This window comes from Polaromonas sp. LjRoot131 (genome assembly GCF_964252805.1).
Taxonomy (GTDB): Bacteria; Pseudomonadota; Gammaproteobacteria; order Burkholderiales; family Burkholderiaceae_C; genus Polaromonas.
Genome location: NZ_CAXUPF020000001.1, coordinates 26,557 through 46,574 on the forward strand (window position 1 = coordinate 26,557; position 20,018 = coordinate 46,574).

Genomic DNA, 20,018 nt, shown 5'->3' on the forward strand with positions numbered 1-20,018 from the left:
TTCAGAGGCATAAAATGCCGTAGAAATGGATTTTTACAGATGATGCAGCTTGATGCCCTTGATTTGAAAATCCTCGATGAATTGCAGCGCGACGGCTCGCTGTCCAATGTGGAGTTGTCGCGGCGCGTGCACCTGAGCCCTTCGCCCTGCCTGGCCCGCGTCAAGGCGCTGGAGGCTGGCGGCGTGATCGACCGCTATGTGGCGATTGCCAATGCCGCAGCGCTGGGCCTGGGCCTCAATGTGTTTATCTCCATCAGCCTGCGCACGCAAAGCAAGGAGTCGCTGGCCGACTTTGAGCGGCGCATCGCCGAGCATGACCAGGTGATGGAGTGTTATTTGATGTCGGGCGACAGCGACTATTTGATTCGCGTGGCGGTGGCCGACATAGGCGCTTTGGAGAAATTCATCCTCGAACAGCTGTCGCCGATCTCGGGGATTGAAAAAATCCGCTCGAGTTTTGCACTCAAGCAGGTCAGATACAAGACGGCCCTGCCGCTGCCCAAACGTTGACCAGGGCTTTCAGCGTGCGCCGCGCTCGCCCGCCAGCGAGGGATGTGAGGTTTCGATCGCATTGATTTTGGCCAGCAGGTCTTCGCGCCGGTTGGCGCCTTCGGCCGCGGCGCTGCCGGGCTCCAGCGGCGAATCGACAAACTGCACGGGCCGTTTGGTGCCGGCGGCCATGTGGTGCAGGCGTATCTTGAGCGCATCGCTGACTTCCGCGGCGGTCTGGGCGCGCGGTATGTCGTGCCATATGGCGATGTGCAGGGTGAACGCGCCCGCATCGCCGAGTTTTTCGGAGGCGCGTATGCAGTCCGCCAGGATTTTGGTGGACACCTCCGACAGGACGGCGCGGCTGACGGGGCCTTCGACCAGCACCATGAAATGGTTTTCGTCGCAGCGCGCCACGGTGTCCACGTCACGCGCGGCGCGGCGCAGGATTTCACCGATGCGGGACAGCGCGGCGCCGCGCTTCTGGTCGCCCACTTCGTCGTGGCTGGGGGCCTGGTTGAGCCAGTGCAGCATCAGCGCGCCGCAGGCCGACTTCTGCCGGCGGCCGCGCAGCAGCATGGCCGGCAGCCTGGCTTCGATGATGCGGGGCAGCATCAGGCCGCTGGCGGCGTCGTAGGTCGACAGGGCGGCGCCACGGTGGTTGGAGAACAGCGCCGCCCGGCTGCGCCACGCGAGCACCCCGAAAATCCAGAGCAGGCCGACCATGGCAGACAGCACGCCCGCGGCCTGCGCCGATTCCACATTCAGCACCCAGCCCGCGTTGTAGGAAAGCCGTGCCAGCGCGGCCAGACCGATGGGCGCGGCGCCTAGCAGCAAAAGAAGGTTCCAGGCCTGGCCGCGCCAGGATATCCAGACCAGGCTTGCCAGGATCGCCACGGTGGCCAGCGCCAGCCACAGGTTGCGCAGGTCGCGCGGCACGAAGTCCAGGCGGACCATCATCACGCAGGCCATGAGCAGGCTGCCCGCTGTGACGGCGGCCAGCAGCCGGTACAGGCGCGGATGGCCGTCCCGGGCATAGCTGGCCTGGGCGCAGAACCAGGCGGCCGCGGCCATGGTGACCGTGGCGGAGACCCAGCCCATGACCTGGTTCAGGTGCACGCTGTAGGGCCAGATGCGCCAGCCGCCATAGCCGATCAGCACCAGCTGCGTGAACATCAGCGTCACCACCACTGCGCCGAACCAGAGGAACACCTTGCTGCGCGACATGCTGAACGCGGCCAGGCACAGCACGGCCAGCACGCTGAACATGCCCCACATCAGGCCAATCACCACGCCGACGCGCGAGGCGCCGTCGATGTATTCGACGGGGGTGAGCAGCATGGGCCGCTCGGTGATGGGCCGGCGATGCTCGAAGCGCAGGTAATAAACCTGCGGCTGCTCGGCATGCGATTGCAGCTCAAAGCTCGGGACGCGGGTGCGCAAGGCCCAGTAGGCGGGGGCGATCGCCTCGCCGGCGGAATGGACCTGCCAGCCGCCCTGCGGCTCGCGCGCGTAAAGGCTGACCTTGAAGATCGCCTGGGCGGGCAGCCGGATGTACCAAGTCTGCAGGTTCTCGGTGACCGGCAAGGCGAAGCTGGCCCAGACTTCCTGCTTGTCCGAGGTCGGCAGGATGGTGCTGTCGGTGTAGGGCTGGAAGACGCGCTTTTCGGCGCCGGGCTCTGCGGTGTTGAAGGCGTCGGGTGACGTGACGGAGTCCGTGGGTACTGCGACCCATTGCAGCGGCTGCGCCAGCGTGATCTGGGGGCTGCTTTCATACAGGCGGTCAAACACCTGCGCGTGGCTTGCGCCGAAAAAGGCGCAGAGCAGCATGAAGAGGGAAGCACGCAGGCTGGCTTTGAGGGACATGGGCATAGCTTATGGCAAAAGAGCCGGCGCGGCCGTGGCCGGCGGCCGGCCGATACGGGCAATTTATACCGCGAACAGCTGTTTAGACGGGAAACCAGCGTCGTCCCGAAGATTTCCTTGAGGGCGGCCCTCCGCCTTCTGTAATGAGGGCGTCACACGAGTTGCACACCATCCGCTTTTCATCAACAGTGGATTGCCCATGCCTTTTTCCCGTTTTGCCGCAATGCGGCGCCGCGTTTCCAAAGCCCCTCTTAAAGCCCTTTTCTTCGCCCTGGCCACCGCTGCGCTGGTGTCGCCGCTACGGGCCCAAACGGCTTTCCCGGCCACGCTGGCCGGCCATGCCGTGATGCCCGCCAAGTCCTTTGTCGCCGCGCCCAAGGATGCGCCGCAGGACCTGCAGGTCAGCGGCAAGTTCAGCAACGGACAGCGCACCGAAGCGCTGGGCACGGTGGAAGGCATGTCGGCCGGCCGCCTCACCGGCGTCTCGCTGCCTTTCAAGGGCCAGCCGCTGCAAGGCCATTCGGGCATCAAGAAGATGGCTGACGGCACGTTCTGGATACTCACCGACAACGGTTTCGGCGCCAAGGCGAACTCGCCCGACGCGATGCTGTACCTGAACCACTACAAGGTGGACTTCAAGGCCGGCAGCATGACAAGGCTGGAAACCGTGTTCCTGCATGACCCGGATAAAAAAGTGCCGTTTCGCATCGTCCACGAAGGCACGAAGAAGCGCTACCTGACGGGCAGCGACTTCGATACTGAAAGCTTCCAGTTCGCCGGCGGCGCGCTGTGGATAGGCGATGAGTTCGGCCCCTTCCTGATCAAGACCGATCTCAAGGGCAAGGTGCTGGCGGTTTTCGAGACCCTGGTGGATGGCAAGGTGGTGCGTTCGCCCGACCATCCCGCCGTTACCACGCCGGGTGCGCCCGGCGGCACGGTCGATTTCCAGGTCAAGCGCTCCAAAGGCTTCGAAGGCATGGCGTCGTCAAAGGACGGCAGCAAGCTTTATGCGCTGCTGGAAGGCCCGGTGTGGAATGCCGAAGCCAAAGACTATGAACGTGTCGCCGGCAAGGAGGCCTTGCGTATGCTGGAGTTCGACGTGCAGGCGGGCAAGTGGAGCGGCCGTTCATGGATGTACCCGCTGGAGGCCAACGGCAACGCCATCGGCGACTTCAACATGATCGACGGAACCATGGGCCTGATCATCGAGCGCGACAACGGCGAAGGCACGGCCGACAAGGCCTGCCCCGAAGGCCAGAAGCGCACGGACTGCTTCCACGACATCGCCAAATTCAAGCGTGTCTACAAGATTGAGATGACGGACGCCAACGTAGGCGGGCCGGTGCGCAAGGTTGGCTATATTGACCTGCTCAACATCGCCGACCCGCACAAGCTGGCGCGCAAGCCGTTAAACGAGGGCGTGCTCAAGTTCCCCTTCTTCACGATAGAAAACGTGGATGTGGTGGACGCGACGCACATCGTGGTCGGCAACGACAACAATCTGCCGTTTTCCACCAGCCGCGAGCCGAACAAGGCCGATGACAACGAGTTGGTCCTGCTTGAAGTCGGCGAATTTTTGAACGCTAAATAAACCGGCGGATCAACGCAAAAAGCTACGGGCGTCAGTCGCTATCCATGGGATAGCTGCTGACGCCCGTTTTGCGTCTGGATAAGATGAAGGGAAGCGCCTACATCTTGGACTGGAACACCAGCCCGGCGTGCTCACGCAGCGCATGGAACTTGATCTTGGGCCATTGCTGCTCCACGGCGCGCAGGGTGGCGCTGTGATCCACCAGCAGGGTGGGTGCGTCGACGGCGTCCAGCGCGACGCGGTGGGCGTTGGCGTCCATGAATTTTTTCAGCTCGTTGGCGTCCTCGCTGGTGACCCAGCGCGCCAGGTTGAAGTTGCTGCCCATGATGCGGGCCTTGACGCCGTACTCATGCTCCAGGCGGTGAGCGACCACTTCAAACTGCAGCTGGCCGACCGCGCCCAGCAGCAGCAATGAGCCGGCGATAGGCCGGAACACCTGGATCGCGCCTTCTTCGCCGAGCTGCGTGAGGCCGGCGCGCAGCTGCTTGCTGCGCAGCGGGTCGGCCACCTCGACGGCGCGGAACATTTCGGGCGCGAAGAAGGGCAGACCGGTGAACTGCAGGGCTTCGCCTTCGGTCAGCGTGTCGCCGAGCTGTAGCACGCCGTGGTTGGGGATGCCGATGATGTCGCCGGCAAAGGCGGTATCCAGCAGTTCGCGGCGCTGGCTCATGAAACTCACCACGGTGTTGGGGCGCAGCTCCTTGCCGCTGCGCACCACCTTCAGGCGCATGCCGCGGGTGAACTCGCCGCTGGCCACGCGCAGGAAGGCGATGCGGTCGCGGTGGGCCGGGTCCATATTGGCCTGGATCTTGAAGACCACGCCGGAGAATTTTTTCTCCTCGGGGTGCACCACGCGCTGGATGGCTTCGCGCTCGGCGGGTGCGGGCGCCAGGTCGACCAGCGCATCCAGCACTTCCTGCACGCCGAAGTTGTTGATGGCGGAGCCGAAGAACATGGGCGTCTGTTTGCCGGCCAGGAATTCGGCGCGATCGAACTCTGGCGTGGCGCCTGCCACCAGTTCGATTTCGCCCTGGGCCTGCGTGTATTCGGCGCCGAAGCGTTTGGCGGCTTCGGCATTGTCCAGGCCGGCCAGGATTTCATCGTCGCCGCCGGCTTTTTCCTCGCCGGGGCTGAAAACGCGCATGCGGTCCTCGCGCCTGTCGTAGACGCCGTGAAACAGCTTGCCCATGCCGACCGGCCAGGTAAAGGGAACCACCGTCATGCCGAGTTCGCGCTCGATCTCGTCCATCACGCTCATGGGGTCCTGCACTTCGCGGTCCATCTTGTTGACGAAGGTCAGGATGGGCGTGTTGCGCGCGCGGCAGACCTGCAGCAGGCGGCGCGTCTGCGGCTCGACGCCGTTGGCCGCGTCGATCACCATCAGCGCCGCGTCCACGGCGGTCAGCACGCGGTAGGTGTCTTCCGAGAAATCCTGGTGGCCGGGGGTGTCCAGCAGGTTGATGACGCAGTCGCGGTATTCCATCTGCATGACCGAGCTGGCGACCGAGATGCCGCGCTGCTTTTCGATCTCCATCCAGTCGGAGGTCGCGTGGCGCGCGGCCTTGCGGGCCTTGACGCTGCCGGCGATCTGGATCGCACCCGAGAACAGCAGCAGCTTTTCGGTCAGCGTGGTTTTACCCGCGTCGGGGTGGGAGATGATGGCAAACGTGCGGCGGCGTTTGACCTGTTTTGCGATTTCGGTGGATTCGGACATAACCCACGATTATCGGTGACTGGGCCTATCGAGGGGCTTGGTCGGGCTCCCGGGCAAAACGCGGCCGTTTCACGCCGGCTATCACCACCTCTTCGTTGAACATGGCCGCGGGCCGTACCCACAGGTTTTTCTCGCCGAGCACGCGGTACAGCGTCATCGGCTCCAGGGTCTCGCTGTGGCGGACGGTGCCGATCACTTCATATACCTTGTCTTTGTAGTGACGGTACAACCCTGGCGGGGTTTCGATCAGGGGCGGCAGGGCTTCTGCAGGGGTTTTTGGCATGTCGGTCGGGGGTTGTGAAGGGCTTAAAGATGGGGGTGGCAAGACCGGAGTGGGACAATGGGGCCTATGCATCCTAAAGCCTTACTCGACAGTTGTTCCGAGCTTCTCAAGCAGGTCCTTAAATTTGATCATCCCGCCGACATGGTGGTGTCGCGCTATTTCCGCGACTACCGCCTCGGCCCGCGCGAGCGCGCCACCGTGGCCGAAACGGTTTACGGCGTGCTGCGCAAGAAAAACCTCTACACCTACCTGGCCCAGCACGGCAGCGGCGCGCCCGAGCGGCGGCTGGCCATCCTCGGCTTTGCCGCCGATCGTGATTTTTTGCTGGGCGCGCTGACCGATCAGGAAAAAGACTGGCTGGCACGTTGCGACCAGGTCAAGCCGGCCGACCTGATGGAATTGCATCGCCACAACTTGCCGCAATGGCTGGTCGAACCGCTCAAGGAGCAGCTGGGCGACGATTTCTGGCCACTGGTGGAAAGCCTCAACGCGCCGGCCGGGCTGGATTTGCGTGTCAACACGCTGAAAGACAAACGCGCTGAAATCCAGAAAGAGCTCTCGAAAGCGGCGATCAAAACCGTCGCCACGCCGTATTCGCCCTGGGGCCTGCGCATTGATGGCAAGCCGCAGCTGGCCAAGCTGGACGCTTTCACCCGCGGCGCGATTGAGGTGCAGGACGAAGGTTCGCAGTTGCTGGCCCTGCTGGTGGACGCCAAACGCGGAGAGATGGTGGTCGATTTTTGCGCCGGCGCCGGCGGCAAGACGCTGGCCCTGGGCGCATCCATGCGCAACACCGGGCGGTTGTATGCCTTCGACACCTCCGGCCACAGGCTGGATGCGCTCAAGCCCCGGCTGGCGCGCAGCGGGCTGTCGAATGTGCATCCGGTGGCCATTGCCCATGAACGCGACGACCGCATCAAGCGTCTGGCCGGCAAGATAGACCGCGTGCTGGTCGACGCGCCGTGCTCGGGCCTGGGCACCTTGCGGCGCAACCCCGACCTCAAATGGCGGCAAAACCCCAAGGCGATTGAAGAGCTCAGGGCCAAACAAACCGCGATTTTGCAGAGTGCCGCGCGGCTTTTAAAGCCCGGCGGCCGGCTGGTTTATGCCACCTGCAGCATCCTGCGTGAAGAAAACGAGGCGATTGCGGAAGCCTTCAGCGCGGCCAATACGGGGTTCAACGTCCTTGAAACCGGGCCTTTGTTGACCCATCTGGGGGTGGAACATGCGGAAAAACTCTGCCGCGGCCCCTACCTTCGCCTCTGGCCCTACTTGCACCAGACTGACGGGTTTTTCGCGGCGGTTTGGCAAAAGTCCTGATATTTTTGCCAGCAAAAGACGACAGATAGGCTGATGTTACATATTTATTCGTGACTTTTCGCACTGATTTGACCTTCGGTACTGTGCCTGAAGCGACTTGGTATTTATGGGGGTTCGCCTTACAATAAAGCCTTGTTTGGTGCAGCGCCCGGAGACAAATTTGGATGGCGCTGGTGCAGCTTGTTTAAAGGATTTTTATGATGTTGTTTGATGCCGCCCTCGACTGGCTGGCAAATGGATTGCTCGCCGCCAGCTGGTGGCAAATCGTGTTGTACGCCCTGGTGACCACCCACATCACCATCGCCAGCGTGACGATTTACCTGCACCGCCATCAGGCGCACCGCGCCATGGACCTGCACGCGATCCCCTCGCATTTCTTCCGCTTCTGGCTCTGGCTGGGCACCGGCCAGGTGACCAAGGAATGGGTGTCCATTCACCGCAAGCACCACGCCAAATGCGAAACCCTGGAAGACCCGCACAGCCCCCAGGCCCACGGCATCAAGAAGGTGTTCTGGGAAGGTGCCGAGTTGTACCGCGCCGAAAGCAAGAACAAGGAAACCATGACCAAGTACGGCCATGGCACGCCTAACGACTGGATGGAGCGCAATGTCTATTCCCGCTACAGCTGGCAGGGTGTGGGCCTGATGATGATCATCGACCTGGCCTTCTTCGGCGCGGCAGGCCTTGCGGTCTGGGCTGTGCAGATGGCCTGGATTCCCGTGACGGCCGCCGGCATCATCAACGGCATCGGCCACTACTGGGGCTACCGCAACTTTGAGGCACCCGACGCCAGCACCAACATTTCGCCCTGGGGCATCATGATTGGCGGTGAAGAGTTGCACAACAACCACCACACCTACCCAACCTCGGCGAAATTCTCGGTCAAGCCCTACGAATTCGACATCGGCTGGATTTACATCCGCGCCCTGGAAAAGGTCGGCCTGGCTTCCGTGAAGAAGGTTCCGCCCAAGCTCCAGCTGGGTTCCATCCAGCCCGTGGCTGACGAGAAAACGCTGGAAGCGCTGATCGCCCACCGCTACGAAGTGATGGCCGGTTTTGCGCGCGAACTGCGCCGTGCCGGCAAAGCCGAAATCGAAGTGCTGAAGGCGAAAAAAGCCGACGTGTCCGTGCTGCGCGCGGCCAACCGCTGGCTGCACCGCGACGACGACAAGGTCCCTGCGGCCGCCAAGCCGCAACTGGCCCAGGCCCGCGCCGAGCACCCGGTGCTCGACAAGATGGTCACCATGCGCGAAGAGCTGCGCCAGATGTGGATGAGCACCTCGGCCTCCCGCGAGCAGCTCGCGAGCGACCTGCAGGCCTGGTGCCACCGCGCGGAAGAAAGCGGCATTGCCGCGCTGCGCGAGTTTTCGATGAAGCTGCGCGCCGCCCGCGCCTGACCTGGCCCTACATGTCGGCCTGATTCAGGTCGATCCCTCTTCAAAACCGCTCCGGAGAAATCTGGGAGCGGTTTTTTACTGGTCGGCGCAAAGTATGAGCCCAGTGATCGGGCGCCGCCGGATTTGGCAATGGGCAGGGTCGCTACCAGCGCACTGGTCAGAGCGTCCGAGATTAGTCATCTTCTGCACACGGAAGAGTGCTTTCGTGCGAATTGCGCTGAAGTCTGACCCACTCTCGAAGTTAAAGTGCTGTCCCCAGATTCGACTGCTGCTTGTCGCGCCGAGCCAAACGCAGCCAACAGGTGATAGTGCTGGGAAACAGCGGCGCACTTTGATGCAGATATCGAACGTAATCGCTTGTAATCGCAACAGCCGGCCCCCTTGCCCATACTGCAGATGCACTTCCCCCCAACCTTTCTTGACAAAAAGATAGGCAAGACCGGTGCATTTTTTTAACTATTTTTAGGAGAACTAACATGCGTTATGCACAAAAAGACCTCGGTATGGGCGCGTACAACATTTCCGTTCAGATCAACAACACTCCGGACTTCCAAATCGTTCCCCAAGTTGAAGCTGTCATCGAAGTTCCCTTGACTACGATCACGTTTCATTGCCCGAACCAAACCATTCCCGTCATTGCCAACGCACCCGACAATAAGATTTATCGGGTTGAAGTGAAGGAGCCCGCAGTGGCTGCGCCCAACTCGCTCGAAGTGGTGCAATATGCAGTGGAGTGAAACGGTGCGAATTTGACCTGCCGATGGGCAAGAAGGGGAATCCTTGCCCTCTGCCCGTCGACGTGCCGCCATCAGTTGCAAACGGCTCGCCTTGAAGTGGTGCCCGGCGAGCGAAACGAGACGGCCGTCGCCTAACCCACGCGCCTGCAACTCAAAACGGGCTATCGGGTCGATGTTCCACAAGGTAAATGGTCGTCCGGCAGGCGACTTCACACCAACTTCATACAGCTCATCAAGACCTCACAGACGCGTATCAGACTGCACCTATCGAAAGTCGAATGCATCCATCGGATGTTTCATTTCGAAGAAAGGTCGGTCTGTGAGTTCAATCCATAGCGTCGCTACTCTTCCGCCGTACGCACGAATTTTCGGTCCGGTAACGACAAGAAAGACTGTCCGACTTCTAAAACTGTATTTGCTGCTCGTTACGGGCGGCTCGGCTTTGCTGCTCTTCGCGCATCGGGATGCCTTGCGGATTTTCGGCTTGGGGTTGATGGTGCCGGGCGGCGGATTTCTGGCGCATGCTGATATTTGCACAGGCAGTGGTATAGGTCATATAGCCGCCTGGCTGTGTTCGGTGGGTGCCTTGGCGTTTGCGCTGTTGGTCTGGTTTGGCACGGGCAATGTGCTGCTGCCTCCGTTTGTATGGCTCGGTTCGGCGTTTTGGGCCGCGAGCATGAACCACGGCGCAATTCAGCCAGGTGTGGTCCTGAATGTGTACTACCTGCTCGCGCTGTCTGCTGCGGCGGGCTGCCTGTCGATGCTGGCCTGGTTTATGTTTTCAGGCCGGCAAAGGCGCATCGATAACGAATACCTGGTCCAACAAACGGCTAGATTGGAAACGATCTTCACAGCCCAATCATCAAGGCAAAAACCGGAGATGTCGTTGGCGCATCTGCAGCGCGTGAGGTTCGCACTCGATCGGGCTCTGCAACCTTTGGATGAATTTTCGGGGTTCGAGCAACGCGATCAGTTTCAGACGGCGGCGCTTCGGTATCAAGTCAACTTTCTGGCTTATGGTATTGCCTTGACGCAGGCACGCTTCACGCCTGCGTTAGGCGGGTACATGAGCGACGCGCAAAACAAGCTACTGAACAAGCAGGCACAGCACCGCGCGTGGGCCTACTGGTCGCTGGAAAATCTATGGGGAAATTGCCGGTGGAACCCCGACCCTACCGCCCGTGAAAACATCATGTACACGGGCTTCGTGGCACTGCAGATGGCCCTGTTCCAGGCCAGCACAGGAAGCCAGGAATTTTCGAAAAAGGGTGCCTTTACGCTGGTGCACCCGAACGGAAAACGCTACGAACACAGCTTTGAGTCCTTGCTGTCCAGGTTGGAAAAAGAATACGAACGTTCGCCCTTCTATTTGATGGCCTGCGAGCCCAACTGGGTCTATCCCCTGTGCAACACAATGGGAGCCTCGGCACTGCGTGCCCACGATGCGCAGTACGGCCAGACGAAATGGGCCGGTCACGCGCCAGAGTTTCGCCGGCATCTGGACGCGGAGTTTCTGGACGGCATGGGTCGCTACGTGCCATGCCGTTCTACATATACGGGGTTGGCCTTGCCCGCCATTGGGGGCGCAATGCCTCTGGCGATGCCCTGCTATTTTTTGAATGCGCTGGAACCTGACTTGGCGCGTCGCCAATGGCTGTTGTTGAGGCGTCGGCTGTTCGATCGTCATGAGCGGCTTCGACGCAGTGAATTCTGGCCCATCGACACAGGAAACTACGGTTTTTCAAGAGGCAGTGCCTACGCAGCGACGGCCTTGGCGGCGGCAGAGTTGGGCGATGAGTGTGTGTATCAACACTGCATGGATGCCTTGGAGTATGCGTGTCCAACTACGCTCAATCATGGGGTCGCCCACAGGCGTAAGGCCTCGGTATGGGCGCATGGTGTCGAGCTGATGGCGCATTCCGGAGGGCGCGACAGTTTTCGAAACTTGATCAGTAACCCACTTTCATCAAAAGGTCCCAGGTTGGAGCCCCTGTCCTATCCCGATGTGCTGGTTGCAGCTGCGCACTCCGATGCTGTAAGCAGCTCTTTGCAAGCGGTGCTGTATGGCGGGGCCGGCGATGGCATCAAGAGCTTGGGCGTGTCGGGCTTGCGTCCGTTGGCACCCTATCGGATCACAGGTGCTTGCCTGACGCAGGTTCGGGCTGACGACATGGGAACGGTGTGCTTGGAGATTCCGCTTGCTGGACGCACCTGTTTGACGCTGGAGCCGGCCGGCGCACTGTGATGGGTTGCTGTATTTTGATGGCCACGGTATGGGGCTGCTGGTATGGGTTGCAGGCTATACGGGCGTGCACTGTTCGACGTTCATGTGTTGCCCAGGCTTGGCGGTTGGTCAATAAGAAGGATGAAAAAATGAAAGAAGTCCCTCATGCCTGCGCTCCGCCGCGATTCACCCTGGCCGCACGCCTCAAGAGTTTTGGCTATGCCTTCGAGGGGATAGCGTTGATGCTTAAAACGCAGCACAACGCATGGCTGCATCTGATCGCCACAACGCTGGTGACGGGACTGGCCGGTTGGTGCCGAGTGGACGCCGGCGATTGGCGCTGGCTGATTGGCGCGATGGCCATGGTTTGGATGGCAGAGGCCATGAACACAGCAGTGGAGTCGCTCTGCGATGTTGTGTCGCCACACTATTCATTGGCCGTCAAATCCGCAAAGGATCTTGCCGCCGGCGGCGTGTTAATTGCGGCTTGTGTAGCCGCGGCAATCGGTGTCATAACCTTCTGGCCCTATTTGGGTGCCAGGTGATTGCGCTGTGGCGCTGTGCGTGATGCGTCGCCTTTGCGGCAAGGCTTAAATCACAGTAGGGCTTATGTGGATCAGATTTCGACAGAATTCAAACAAGCCAGGTAGCAACCCTGCTTGTTTGGTGGGAGTTCTGCTTTCTAAATCCCCAAAAAATAAAGGACACCGAGGTGTCCTTTATTGGATGTACTGACCGAGTGTAGTTTTTTACTACACACGGATTCGTAGCTTTATTTCAGCTTGATTTCTTTGTATTCCACGTGCTTGCGTGCCTTGGGATCAAACTTCATGATCAGCATTTTGTCGGGCGTGGTTTTCTTGTTCTTGGTGGTCGTGTAGAAGTGACCGGTGCCGGCGGTGGATTCCAGCTTGATTTTTTCGCGTGCGCCTTTTGCCATGATGGTGCTCCTTAAGCTTGGCCGCGTGCGCGCAGGTCTGCGAGCACAGTATCAATACCCTTCTTGTCGATCAGGCGCAGTGCAGCGCTCGAAACGCGCAGGCGAACCCAGCGGTTTTCGGTCTCGACCCAGAAGCGGCGGTATTGCAGGTTCACGAGGAACCGGCGCTTGGTTTTGTTGTTGGCGTGGGAAACATTGTTTCCGACCATTGGGCCTTTGCCCGTGACTTCACATACGCGTGCCATGTGCACTCCAGTGCTTTTCAACAGCAGTCGTGTCGAAGGCATTTGCTGCCTGTCGTCATTCCTGCCTCACCTCGCCAGAATAGGGTGGCGGTAACCCGAGACTGCCAAACCCGGCCTTTTTGGGGCGAATTTAGCAAAGCCTTGAATTATAAGGGATTTTTGGCTTACTCCGCTTGTTCCAGGAAACGCTGGGCGTCCAGCGCGGCCATGCAGCCGGTTCCGGCGCTGGTGATGGCCTGGCGGTAGACGTGGTCCTGCACGTCGCCGGCGGCGAACACGCCGGGCACGCTGGTCATGGTGGCAAAGCCCTGCAGCCCGGTTTTGGTGATGATGTAGCCGTCTTTCATCTCCAGCTGGCCGGCGAAGATGTCGGTATTGGGCTGGTGGCCGATCGCGATGAAGCAGCCTTTGAGGGTCAGGTCCTGCGTCGCGTCGTTCTGGGTGCTTTTGAGGCGCACCCCGGTCACACCGGAGGCGTCGCCCAGCACCTGGTCCAGCGTGTGGTGCAGCTTGAGTTCGATCTTGCCGGCCGCGACCTTGTCGTGCAGCTTGTCGATCAGGATGGCCTCGGCCTTGAATTTGTCGCGGCGATGCACCAGCGTGACCTTGCTCGCGATGTTGGACAGGTACAGCGCCTCTTCCACGGCCGTGTTGCCCCCGCCCACCACGCAGACTTCCTGGCCCCGATAGAAGAAGCCGTCGCAGGTGGCACAGCCGGAAACGCCGCGGCCCATAAAGGCGCTTTCGGATTCCAGCCCCAGGTATTTGGCGGAGGCGCCGGTGGCGATGATCAGCGAGTCGCAGGTGTAGGTGCCGCTGTCACCGGTCAGGGTGAAGGGACGCTTGCTGAAATCGACCTTGTTGATGTGGTCGAAAATAATCTCGGTCTTGAAGCGTTCGGCGTGCTCAAGGAAGCGCTGCATCAGGTCCGGCCCCTGCACGCCGTGCACGTCGGCCGGCCAGTTGTCGACATCCGTGGTGGTCATGAGCTGGCCGCCCTGCGCGATGCCGGTGATCAGCACCGGGTTGAGGTTGGCGCGCGCCGCGTAGACAGCCGCGGTGTAGCCGGCAGGCCCCGAACCGAGGATTAAGACTCTTGAATGTTTCATGTTGAAAAACTGATTGGGAAAGTGTAAGAACTCAGGTAGAGTCGTGCCGCATAAGCGCAGCGCAAGGTAAAAACCGTCGGGTAATACTTTTGCGGCATTTGGTTTTATAAATTACGTGCCATTGTAAGAACTCACGCGACGTCCCGTTGTTTGTGAGGTTGGGAGATATCAGATATGACGACGATGGTGTCCAACCTGGAATTGATTCGCCGGGTGCCCCTTTTCTCCGTGTTGACGGCCGCCCAGGCCGCATCCGTCGCCGATACGGTGGTCAAGCGCCGCTTCAAGCGTGGCGAGCCCATCGTCGAGCAGGGCAAAAAATCCAATGCCCTGTCCATCATCCTGACGGGCCGCGCCCGCGTCGTCACCACCGACTCCCGCGGCCGTGAGGTCATCCTGGCCACCATGCACCCCGGCGACTACGTCGGAGAGATGAGCCTGATCGACAACGAACCGCATTCGGCCACGGTGCGCGCCGAGATCCAGACCGACGCCCTGATCCTGGGCCGCCTTGAATTCGCGCGCTGCCTGCCCGAGAACAGCTCCATGGCCTATGCCGTGCTCAAGGGCCTGGTGCAGCGCCTGCGCCACGCCGACCGCCAGATCGAGTCGCTGGCCCTGATGGACGTCTACGGCCGCGTGGCCAGGGCCTTGCTGGAATTCGCCAGCGACGACGGCACCGGCAACACCGTGATCCGCGACAAGGTCTCGCGCCAGGATCTGGCCAAGATGGTCGGCGCCTCGCGCGAAATGGTCAGCCGGGTCATGAAAGACCTGGAGGAGCGCGGCTTCATCGAAACCCGGGAAGACGGGTCCGTGCTGGTCAAGGAACGCCTGCACACCCTGGGTTAGCGCGCTCAGCCCGCCCGCCATCCGCTTTGGCGCCCCTGGCGCCCTTCAGAGCGCTCGCCCAACTGCGTTAAGCTTGGTACCGCAACCCAAAAATATCGAAACATGAAAGCGCGTCTTCGCACCCATGGCGGCGTTGCAACCCTTGCGAAGGCGTATAGCCTTCGCTGCGGCTCGCGCCTTGCCCTGGGCACGAATCCATCCCCTTCATTCGGTTTCGCTATTTCCGGTTTGCAGTACTAGCCGGGCCATGACTTACTCACTCGACACCCTGAACTCCAGAAACTCCCCCGCCACGGGCGCGCCCGGCGGCATCAAACGCTTTGCCCATGAAGTCAGCCTGATCCTGGGCCTGCTCGGCCTGGTTTTCTGGCTGGCCGCCTTGCTCAGCTATTCGCCGCAGGACGCGGCCTGGTCGACCTCCGGTACCGCGCACGCTGTGGCCGGCGGCCAGGCCACGACCCTCAACTGGGGCGGGCGTGTGGGCGCCTGGCTGGCCGATGCCAGCTATTACCTGCTCGGCTTTTCGGTCTGGTGGGCGCTGGCCGCGGGCGGCCAGGCCTGGTTGCGGTCGCTGGCGAGGTGGTTGCGCGGCGAACCGGTGGCGGATGGGGAGTCCCACCGCATCCGTTTCTGGCTCAGCCTGGCGCTGTTGCTGGTGGCCTGCACGGCGCTGGAATGGTCGCGCCTCTACCGCTTTGAATTGAAGCTGCCCGGCCATGCGGGCGGGGTGCTGGGCTACCTGTTCGGCGCGATGGGCGAAAAATGGCTGGGATTTGCCGGCTCCGGCCTGGTGTTTATCGCGCTGGGCGTCATTGCCGTGTCGGCGGTGTTCGGTTTTTCCTGGGCTCATGTGGCCTTGCGCGTCGGCGCCTGGATAGACAACCTGATCGATTCGCGCCGCGAAAAACGCGAGATCGCCGAAGACCTGGCTTTCGGCAAGCTGGCGGCCCGCGAGCGCGAGGAAACGCTGATTGACGAGCGCATCGAAATCGAGGAACACCACCCGGTGCCGGTGCTGATCGAGCCCGTGCTGGTCGACATTCCCAAGAGCGAACGCGTTGCCAAGGAGCGGCAAAAGCCGCTTTTCAGCGAAATGCCCGACTCCAAGCTGCCGCAGGTCGACCTGCTCGACGGCGCGCTGAGCCGCCAGGAAACCGTGGCGCCCGAGACGCTGGAGATGACCTCGCGCCTGATCGAGAAAAAGCTCAAGGATTTCGGCGTCGAGGTGCGTGTGGTCGCCGCCGCGCCCGGCCCCGTCATCACGCGCTATGAGATCGAACCCGCCACCGGCGTCAAGGGCTCACAGGTCGTCAACCTGGCCAAGGACCTGGCCCGTGCCCTGAGCCTGGTGTCCATCCGCGTGATCGAGACCATTCCCGGCAAGAACTACATGGCGCTGGAGCTGCCCAACGCCAAGCGCCAGTCCATCAAGCTCAGCGAAATCCTGGGTTCGCAGGTCTACAACGAGGCCAAGTCCCTGCTCACCATCGGCCTGGGCAAAGACATCAGCGGCGCCGCCGTGGTGGCCGACCTCGCCAAGATGCCGCATTGCCTGGTGGCCGGCACCACTGGTTCGGGCAAGTCGGTCGGCATCAACGCGATGATTTTGAGCCTGCTCTACAAGGCCGATGCGCGCGACGTGCGGCTGCTGCTGATAGACCCGAAGATGCTGGAGATGAGCGTCTACGAAGGCATTCCGCACCTGCTGGCCCCGGTAGTGACGGACATGCGCCAGGCGGCCCACGGCTTGAACTGGTGTGTGGCCGAAATGGAAAAGCGCTACAAGCTCATGAGCAAGCTGGGCGTGCGAAACCTGGCCGGCTACAACGCAAAAATCGACGAAGCCAAGGCCAAGGGCGAATTCATCTACAACCCCTTCAGCCTTACGCCGGAACAGCCCGAGCCGCTGGAGCGCCTGCCCTACATCGTGGTGGTGATCGACGAGCTGGCCGACCTGATGATGGTGGTCGGCAAGAAGATCGAGGAACTCATCGCCCGCCTGGCGCAGAAAGCCCGCGCCGCCGGCATCCACCTGGTGCTGGCCACGCAGCGCCCCAGCGTGGATGTGATCACCGGTCTGATCAAGGCCAACATCCCGACCCGGCTGTCCTTCCAGGTCAGCAGCAAGATCGACAGCCGCACCATCCTGGACCAGATGGGCGCCGAGGCTTTGTTAGGAATGGGTGACATGCTTTACATGCCGAGTGGTACAGGCTTTCCAATCCGGGTGCATGGTGCGTTTGTGAGTGATGACGAAGTGCACCGCGTGGTGGCCTATCTCAAGCAGCAGGGCGAACCCAATTACATCGACGGCGTGCTTGAGGGCGGCACCGTCGACGGCGAAGACGGCGACCTGTTGGGCGACGGCGGCAACGGCGGCGGCGGAGAGAAGGACCCGATGTACGACCAGGCTGTCGAGGTCGTGCTCAAGAACCGCAAGGCCAGCATCTCGCTGGTGCAGCGTCATCTCAAGATCGGCTACAACCGCGCCGCGCGGCTGGTCGAAGACATGGAAAAAGCCGGGCTGGTCAGTGCCATGAGCGGCAGCGGCCAGCGCGACATCCTGGTGCCCGCAAGGGCGGAGTGACGATCATGAAGAAATATATTGCAACGATGCTGGTGGCGCTTTGTGCGCATCCCGCCTGGGCCAACGGCCTGGACAGCCTGGAGCTTTTTGTCAAGACTGTCGGCAGCGGCCGCGCCGAGTTCACCCAGGTGGTCACCGCGCCGGCCAAGGAAGGCCAGGCCGCGCGCAGCAAGACCTCAACCGGAACCTTCGAGTTTTCCCGGCCGAATCGCTTTCGGTTTATTTACAAAAAACCGTTTGAGCAAAGCATCGTGGCCGACGGCCAGACCCTGTGGCTGCACGACGTGGACCTGAACCAGGTCACCTCGCGCAAGCAGTCCAGCGCCTTGGGTTCCACGCCCGCGGCCCTGATTGCCGCGGCCCCCGATTTGCGCGCCCTGCAGGCCGATTTCACCCTGGCCGCCGCACCCGATGCCGACGGCCTGCAATGGGTGGTGGCCACGCCCAAAAGCAAAGAGGGCCAGCTGCAGGCCGTGCGTGTGGGTTTTCGCCCCGGCGAAAAATCCTCGGGCCTCGCCGCGCTGGAGATCATCGACAGTTTCGGCCAGCGCTCGGTGCTGAGCTTCAGCAAGGTCGAGGTCAATCCCAGCCTGCCGCCCGACACCTTCCGCTTCACGCCGCCCAAGGGCGCGGACGTGATCCGGCAGTAAAGATTAAAAGGCTCAGACCAGCGGAGGTTTGGGAAGCCGCTGCGCGGGATCGTAGAAAAACGTTTCTTCCGCGATGCGCTCGCCTTCCCAGCGTTGCCAGGCGAGTTCCTCCATTTCGGTGCGGCTGCCGTCCTGCCATTCGAAGCGGAAGACCCAGCGGATCACCACGTGGTCGCCGTTGAGCAGGGCAGGGCGTACGCAGGTCGAGGTCAGGGACTTGGCCCTTTCCATCACCTTCTGCTCGCCCAGGACCAGGTTGGCGCGGCCCACACGCGGCGCGGACTGGTTTTCCTGCATGGACGCGTTCTCGGTGTAGAACTCTTCGATGGCTTCGGCATGGGCGTTTTCTTCAACGCGCGCGATAAATCGTTCCAGTGTTTCGGGGCTTGGCATGGTTTTCCTCCAGAGAGTCTCTCAGCGTTGTACACGACTTGCCGTAACCCTGCCGCCGACCCGGCCCGGTGGCTTAGACTCCTGGCATCAGCCCCGATTTCCCTTGATTTCCCGTTTTCCAGCCCTTCAGTGAAAGCCGCCTCCTCCACCCACCAGCCCCTGGCCGAACGCCTGCGTCCGCAAAACCTGGGCGAGGTGATAGGCCAGCAACACCTGCTGGGTGAAGGCATGCCGCTGCGCATCGCCTTTGAGTCCGGCCAGCCGCACAGCTGCATCCTCTGGGGCCCTCCCGGTGTAGGCAAGACCACCATCGCGCGGCTCATGGCCAGCAGTTTTGACGCGCACTTCATCACCATCTCGGCGGTGCTGGGCGGCGTCAAGGACATCCGCGAGGCGGTGGAGCAGGCCAGCATCTGGCAGGCGCAAAGCGGTCGCCGCACCATCGTGTTTGTCGACGAGGTGCACCGTTTCAACAAAAGCCAGCAGGATGCGTTTTTGCCGCATGTGGAGAGCGGGCTGTTCACCTTCATAGGCGCCACCACCGAAAACCCCTCGTTCGAGGTCAACTCGGCCCTGCTGTCGCGCGCGGTGGTCTACGTGCTACAGCCTTTGGGCGAGGCCGACCTGAAGCAGATCGTGGACAAGGTCCTGGCCGAAAAAGCGCTGCCGGCCATTGCATCCATCGCGGACGAAGCCGCCGACCGACTGGTGGCCTATGCCGACGGCGACGCCCGGCGCCTGCTCAACACGCTGGAATCGCTCAGCGTGGCGGCCAAGGCCGAGAAGGTTACCGAGGTCACCGACGCCTGGTTGCTCAAGGTGCTGGGCGAGCGCCTGCGCCGTTACGACAAGGGCGGCGAACAGTTCTACGACACCATCTCGGCCCTGCACAAGTCGGTACGCGGTTCAGACCCCGACGCCGCGCTCTACTGGTTCATGCGCATGCTCGACGGCGGCGCTGAGCCGCGCTACATGGCGCGCCGGCTGGTGCGCATGGCCAGCGAGGACATCGGCCTGGCCGACCCGCGGGCGCTGCGCATGGCGCTGGACGCGGCCGAGGTCTATGAGCGCCTGGGCTCGCCCGAGGGCGAACTGGCGCTGGCCCAGTGCGTGATCTACCTGGCGGTGGCGCCCAAGTCCAACGCGGTCTACAAGGCCTTCAACGAAGCCAAAGCCTTTATCGCCAGGGACGGCACCCGGCCGGTGCCCCTGCATTTGCGCAATGCACCAACAAAGCTCATGAAACAGCTGGATTACGGCAAAAACTACCGCTACGCCCATGACGAGGAAGACGGCTTCGCCGCCGGTGAAAACTACTTTCCCGAAGGCATGCAGGCCCCGGGCTTCTACCGGCCCGTCAACCGGGGGCTGGAGATACGCATTGCTGATAAGTTGAATGAGTTGAAAATAAAGAATAATAAGAAGAGCTAATAAAAAACAAAACCCGCTGATAAAGGCTGATTCGGCCGAAAAAATCCCCTTTCTCAAGGGTAAACCCCGCGTAAACCGCAGTGCTGGCTCGATTCTCGCTTGAGGCGCTTGGCTACAATTTGCGAATTAGCTCGCCATCTTCACCAGCCAACCGGCTTTGATGGGCGGGCTTTTTGTTAACTCGTGCCAG

18 protein-coding genes are annotated in these 20,018 nt (G+C 61.5%); 11 read left to right on the top strand and 7 right to left on the bottom strand.

The genetic code is table 11. The annotated features are described in order from the left end of the window. Window positions 1–42 precede the first annotated feature (42 nt). Window positions 43–510 carry an Lrp/AsnC family transcriptional regulator gene (locus ACSQ27_RS00115; RefSeq protein WP_436155369.1) on the top strand — a complete coding sequence of 156 codons (468 nt, stop codon included), beginning with the start codon at window positions 43–45 and terminating at the stop codon, window positions 508–510. Window positions 511–519: 9 nt separating this feature from the next. Here the strand turns inward: ACSQ27_RS00115 and ACSQ27_RS00120 are convergent, their stop codons facing one another. Then, entirely contained in the window at window positions 520–2,355 is a 1,836-nt protein-coding gene (locus tag ACSQ27_RS00120) for a 7TM diverse intracellular signaling domain-containing protein (protein WP_436153458.1), read from the bottom strand. A gap of 223 nt (window positions 2,356–2,578) precedes the next feature. Between ACSQ27_RS00120 and ACSQ27_RS00125 the strand changes: the two genes are divergently transcribed. Then, entirely contained in the window at window positions 2,579–3,946 is a 1,368-nt protein-coding gene (locus ACSQ27_RS00125; protein ID WP_436155370.1) for an esterase-like activity of phytase family protein, read from the top strand. Between the two features lie 97 nt (window positions 3,947–4,043). Here ACSQ27_RS00125 and ACSQ27_RS00130 read toward each other — a convergent pair whose 3' ends face one another. Both ACSQ27_RS00130 and ACSQ27_RS00135 read right to left on the bottom strand, forming a co-directional pair. Further along, the gene (locus tag ACSQ27_RS00130; RefSeq protein ID WP_436153459.1) at window positions 4,044–5,660 is read right to left on the bottom strand and encodes a peptide chain release factor 3; all 1,617 of its coding nucleotides are present in this window, start codon (window positions 5,658–5,660) and stop codon (window positions 4,044–4,046) included. Window positions 5,661–5,685: 25 nt separating this feature from the next. Next, window positions 5,686–5,943, bottom strand: coding sequence for a DUF1653 domain-containing protein (locus ACSQ27_RS00135; RefSeq protein WP_436153460.1), 258 nt, complete (start codon window positions 5,941–5,943; stop codon window positions 5,686–5,688). Window positions 5,944–6,009: 66 nt separating this feature from the next. Between ACSQ27_RS00135 and ACSQ27_RS00140 the strand changes: the two genes are divergently transcribed. The 5 genes from ACSQ27_RS00140 to ACSQ27_RS00160 all read left to right on the top strand — a co-directional run bounded on the left by ACSQ27_RS00140 (window position 6,010) and on the right by ACSQ27_RS00160 (window position 12,166). After that, window positions 6,010–7,263, top strand: coding sequence for an RsmB/NOP family class I SAM-dependent RNA methyltransferase (locus tag ACSQ27_RS00140; RefSeq protein WP_436153461.1), 1,254 nt, complete (start codon window positions 6,010–6,012; stop codon window positions 7,261–7,263). Window positions 7,264–7,460: 197 nt separating this feature from the next. Then, on the top strand, window positions 7,461–8,660 hold the full coding sequence (locus ACSQ27_RS00145) for a DesA family fatty acid desaturase (RefSeq protein ID WP_436153462.1): 1,200 nt from the start codon (window positions 7,461–7,463) through the stop codon (window positions 8,658–8,660). Between the two features lie 476 nt (window positions 8,661–9,136). Then, window positions 9,137–9,397, top strand: a complete 261-nt coding sequence (locus tag ACSQ27_RS00150) for a hypothetical protein (RefSeq protein ID WP_436153463.1) — start codon at window positions 9,137–9,139, stop codon at window positions 9,395–9,397. A gap of 415 nt (window positions 9,398–9,812) precedes the next feature. Next, window positions 9,813–11,642 (top strand): hypothetical protein, encoded by a 1,830-nt coding sequence (locus ACSQ27_RS00155; protein WP_436153464.1) that lies wholly within the window; start codon window positions 9,813–9,815, stop codon window positions 11,640–11,642. A gap of 128 nt (window positions 11,643–11,770) precedes the next feature. Further along, window positions 11,771–12,166, top strand: coding sequence for a diacylglycerol kinase family protein (locus ACSQ27_RS00160; RefSeq protein WP_436153465.1), 396 nt, complete (start codon window positions 11,771–11,773; stop codon window positions 12,164–12,166). A 227-nt stretch (window positions 12,167–12,393) separates the two neighbouring features. Here the strand turns inward: ACSQ27_RS00160 and rpmG are convergent, their stop codons facing one another. The 3 genes from rpmG to trxB all read right to left on the bottom strand — a co-directional run bounded on the left by rpmG (window position 12,394) and on the right by trxB (window position 13,915). Continuing rightward, window positions 12,394–12,561 carry a 50S ribosomal protein L33 gene (gene rpmG, locus ACSQ27_RS00165; protein ID WP_007863188.1) on the bottom strand — a complete coding sequence of 56 codons (168 nt, stop codon included), beginning with the start codon at window positions 12,559–12,561 and terminating at the stop codon, window positions 12,394–12,396. An 11-nt stretch (window positions 12,562–12,572) separates the two neighbouring features. Then, window positions 12,573–12,806: a 50S ribosomal protein L28 gene (gene rpmB, locus ACSQ27_RS00170; RefSeq protein WP_092128623.1), complete on the bottom strand. Its 234-nt coding sequence runs from the start codon at window positions 12,804–12,806 to the stop codon at window positions 12,573–12,575. Between the two features lie 164 nt (window positions 12,807–12,970). Further along, entirely contained in the window at window positions 12,971–13,915 is a 945-nt protein-coding gene (trxB, locus tag ACSQ27_RS00175; RefSeq protein WP_436153466.1) for a thioredoxin-disulfide reductase, read from the bottom strand. Between the two features lie 174 nt (window positions 13,916–14,089). On the opposite strand from trxB, the gene ACSQ27_RS00180 reads away from it, so the two are divergent. The 3 genes from ACSQ27_RS00180 to lolA all read left to right on the top strand — a co-directional run bounded on the left by ACSQ27_RS00180 (window position 14,090) and on the right by lolA (window position 18,004). Next, window positions 14,090–14,767, top strand: coding sequence for a Crp/Fnr family transcriptional regulator (locus tag ACSQ27_RS00180; RefSeq protein ID WP_436153467.1), 678 nt, complete (start codon window positions 14,090–14,092; stop codon window positions 14,765–14,767). A gap of 247 nt (window positions 14,768–15,014) precedes the next feature. Further along, complete coding sequence (locus ACSQ27_RS00185) at window positions 15,015–17,354, top strand: DNA translocase FtsK (protein ID WP_436153468.1); 2,340 nt, start codon at window positions 15,015–15,017, stop codon at window positions 17,352–17,354. Window positions 17,355–17,359: 5 nt separating this feature from the next. Further along, window positions 17,360–18,004, top strand: a complete 645-nt coding sequence (gene lolA, locus ACSQ27_RS00190; protein ID WP_436153469.1) for an outer membrane lipoprotein chaperone LolA — start codon at window positions 17,360–17,362, stop codon at window positions 18,002–18,004. A gap of 12 nt (window positions 18,005–18,016) precedes the next feature. On the opposite strand, the gene ACSQ27_RS00195 is transcribed toward lolA, so the two are convergent. Beyond that, complete coding sequence (locus tag ACSQ27_RS00195) at window positions 18,017–18,397, bottom strand: nuclear transport factor 2 family protein (RefSeq protein WP_436153470.1); 381 nt, start codon at window positions 18,395–18,397, stop codon at window positions 18,017–18,019. A 129-nt stretch (window positions 18,398–18,526) separates the two neighbouring features. Here ACSQ27_RS00195 and ACSQ27_RS00200 point away from each other — a divergent pair, with 129 nt between their 5' ends. Next, complete coding sequence (locus ACSQ27_RS00200) at window positions 18,527–19,828, top strand: replication-associated recombination protein A (RefSeq protein WP_436153471.1); 1,302 nt, start codon at window positions 18,527–18,529, stop codon at window positions 19,826–19,828. The last annotated feature ends 190 nt before the right edge of the window (window positions 19,829–20,018 follow it).

Coding starts and splice junctions, on each gene's coding strand:
- ACSQ27_RS00160 (WP_436153465.1), top strand. CDS start 11,771: ATGAAAGAAGTCCCTCATGCCTGCGCTCCGCCGCGATTCACCCTGGCC.
- ACSQ27_RS00195 (WP_436153470.1), bottom strand. CDS start 18,397: ATGCCAAGCCCCGAAACACTGGAACGATTTATCGCGCGCGTTGAAGAA.
- ACSQ27_RS00180 (WP_436153467.1), top strand. CDS start 14,090: ATGACGACGATGGTGTCCAACCTGGAATTGATTCGCCGGGTGCCCCTT.
- ACSQ27_RS00185 (WP_436153468.1), top strand. CDS start 15,015: ATGACTTACTCACTCGACACCCTGAACTCCAGAAACTCCCCCGCCACG.
- ACSQ27_RS00145 (WP_436153462.1), top strand. CDS start 7,461: ATGATGTTGTTTGATGCCGCCCTCGACTGGCTGGCAAATGGATTGCTC.
- ACSQ27_RS00140 (WP_436153461.1), top strand. CDS start 6,010: ATGCATCCTAAAGCCTTACTCGACAGTTGTTCCGAGCTTCTCAAGCAG.
- rpmG (WP_007863188.1), bottom strand. CDS start 12,561: ATGGCAAAAGGCGCACGCGAAAAAATCAAGCTGGAATCCACCGCCGGC.
- ACSQ27_RS00150 (WP_436153463.1), top strand. CDS start 9,137: ATGCGTTATGCACAAAAAGACCTCGGTATGGGCGCGTACAACATTTCC.
- rpmB (WP_092128623.1), bottom strand. CDS start 12,806: ATGGCACGCGTATGTGAAGTCACGGGCAAAGGCCCAATGGTCGGAAAC.
- ACSQ27_RS00115 (WP_436155369.1), top strand. CDS start 43: ATGCAGCTTGATGCCCTTGATTTGAAAATCCTCGATGAATTGCAGCGC.
- ACSQ27_RS00120 (WP_436153458.1), bottom strand. CDS start 2,355: ATGTCCCTCAAAGCCAGCCTGCGTGCTTCCCTCTTCATGCTGCTCTGC.
- lolA (WP_436153469.1), top strand. CDS start 17,360: ATGAAGAAATATATTGCAACGATGCTGGTGGCGCTTTGTGCGCATCCC.
- ACSQ27_RS00135 (WP_436153460.1), bottom strand. CDS start 5,943: ATGCCAAAAACCCCTGCAGAAGCCCTGCCGCCCCTGATCGAAACCCCG.
- ACSQ27_RS00125 (WP_436155370.1), top strand. CDS start 2,579: ATGCGGCGCCGCGTTTCCAAAGCCCCTCTTAAAGCCCTTTTCTTCGCC.
- trxB (WP_436153466.1), bottom strand. CDS start 13,915: ATGAAACATTCAAGAGTCTTAATCCTCGGTTCGGGGCCTGCCGGCTAC.
- ACSQ27_RS00130 (WP_436153459.1), bottom strand. CDS start 5,660: ATGTCCGAATCCACCGAAATCGCAAAACAGGTCAAACGCCGCCGCACG.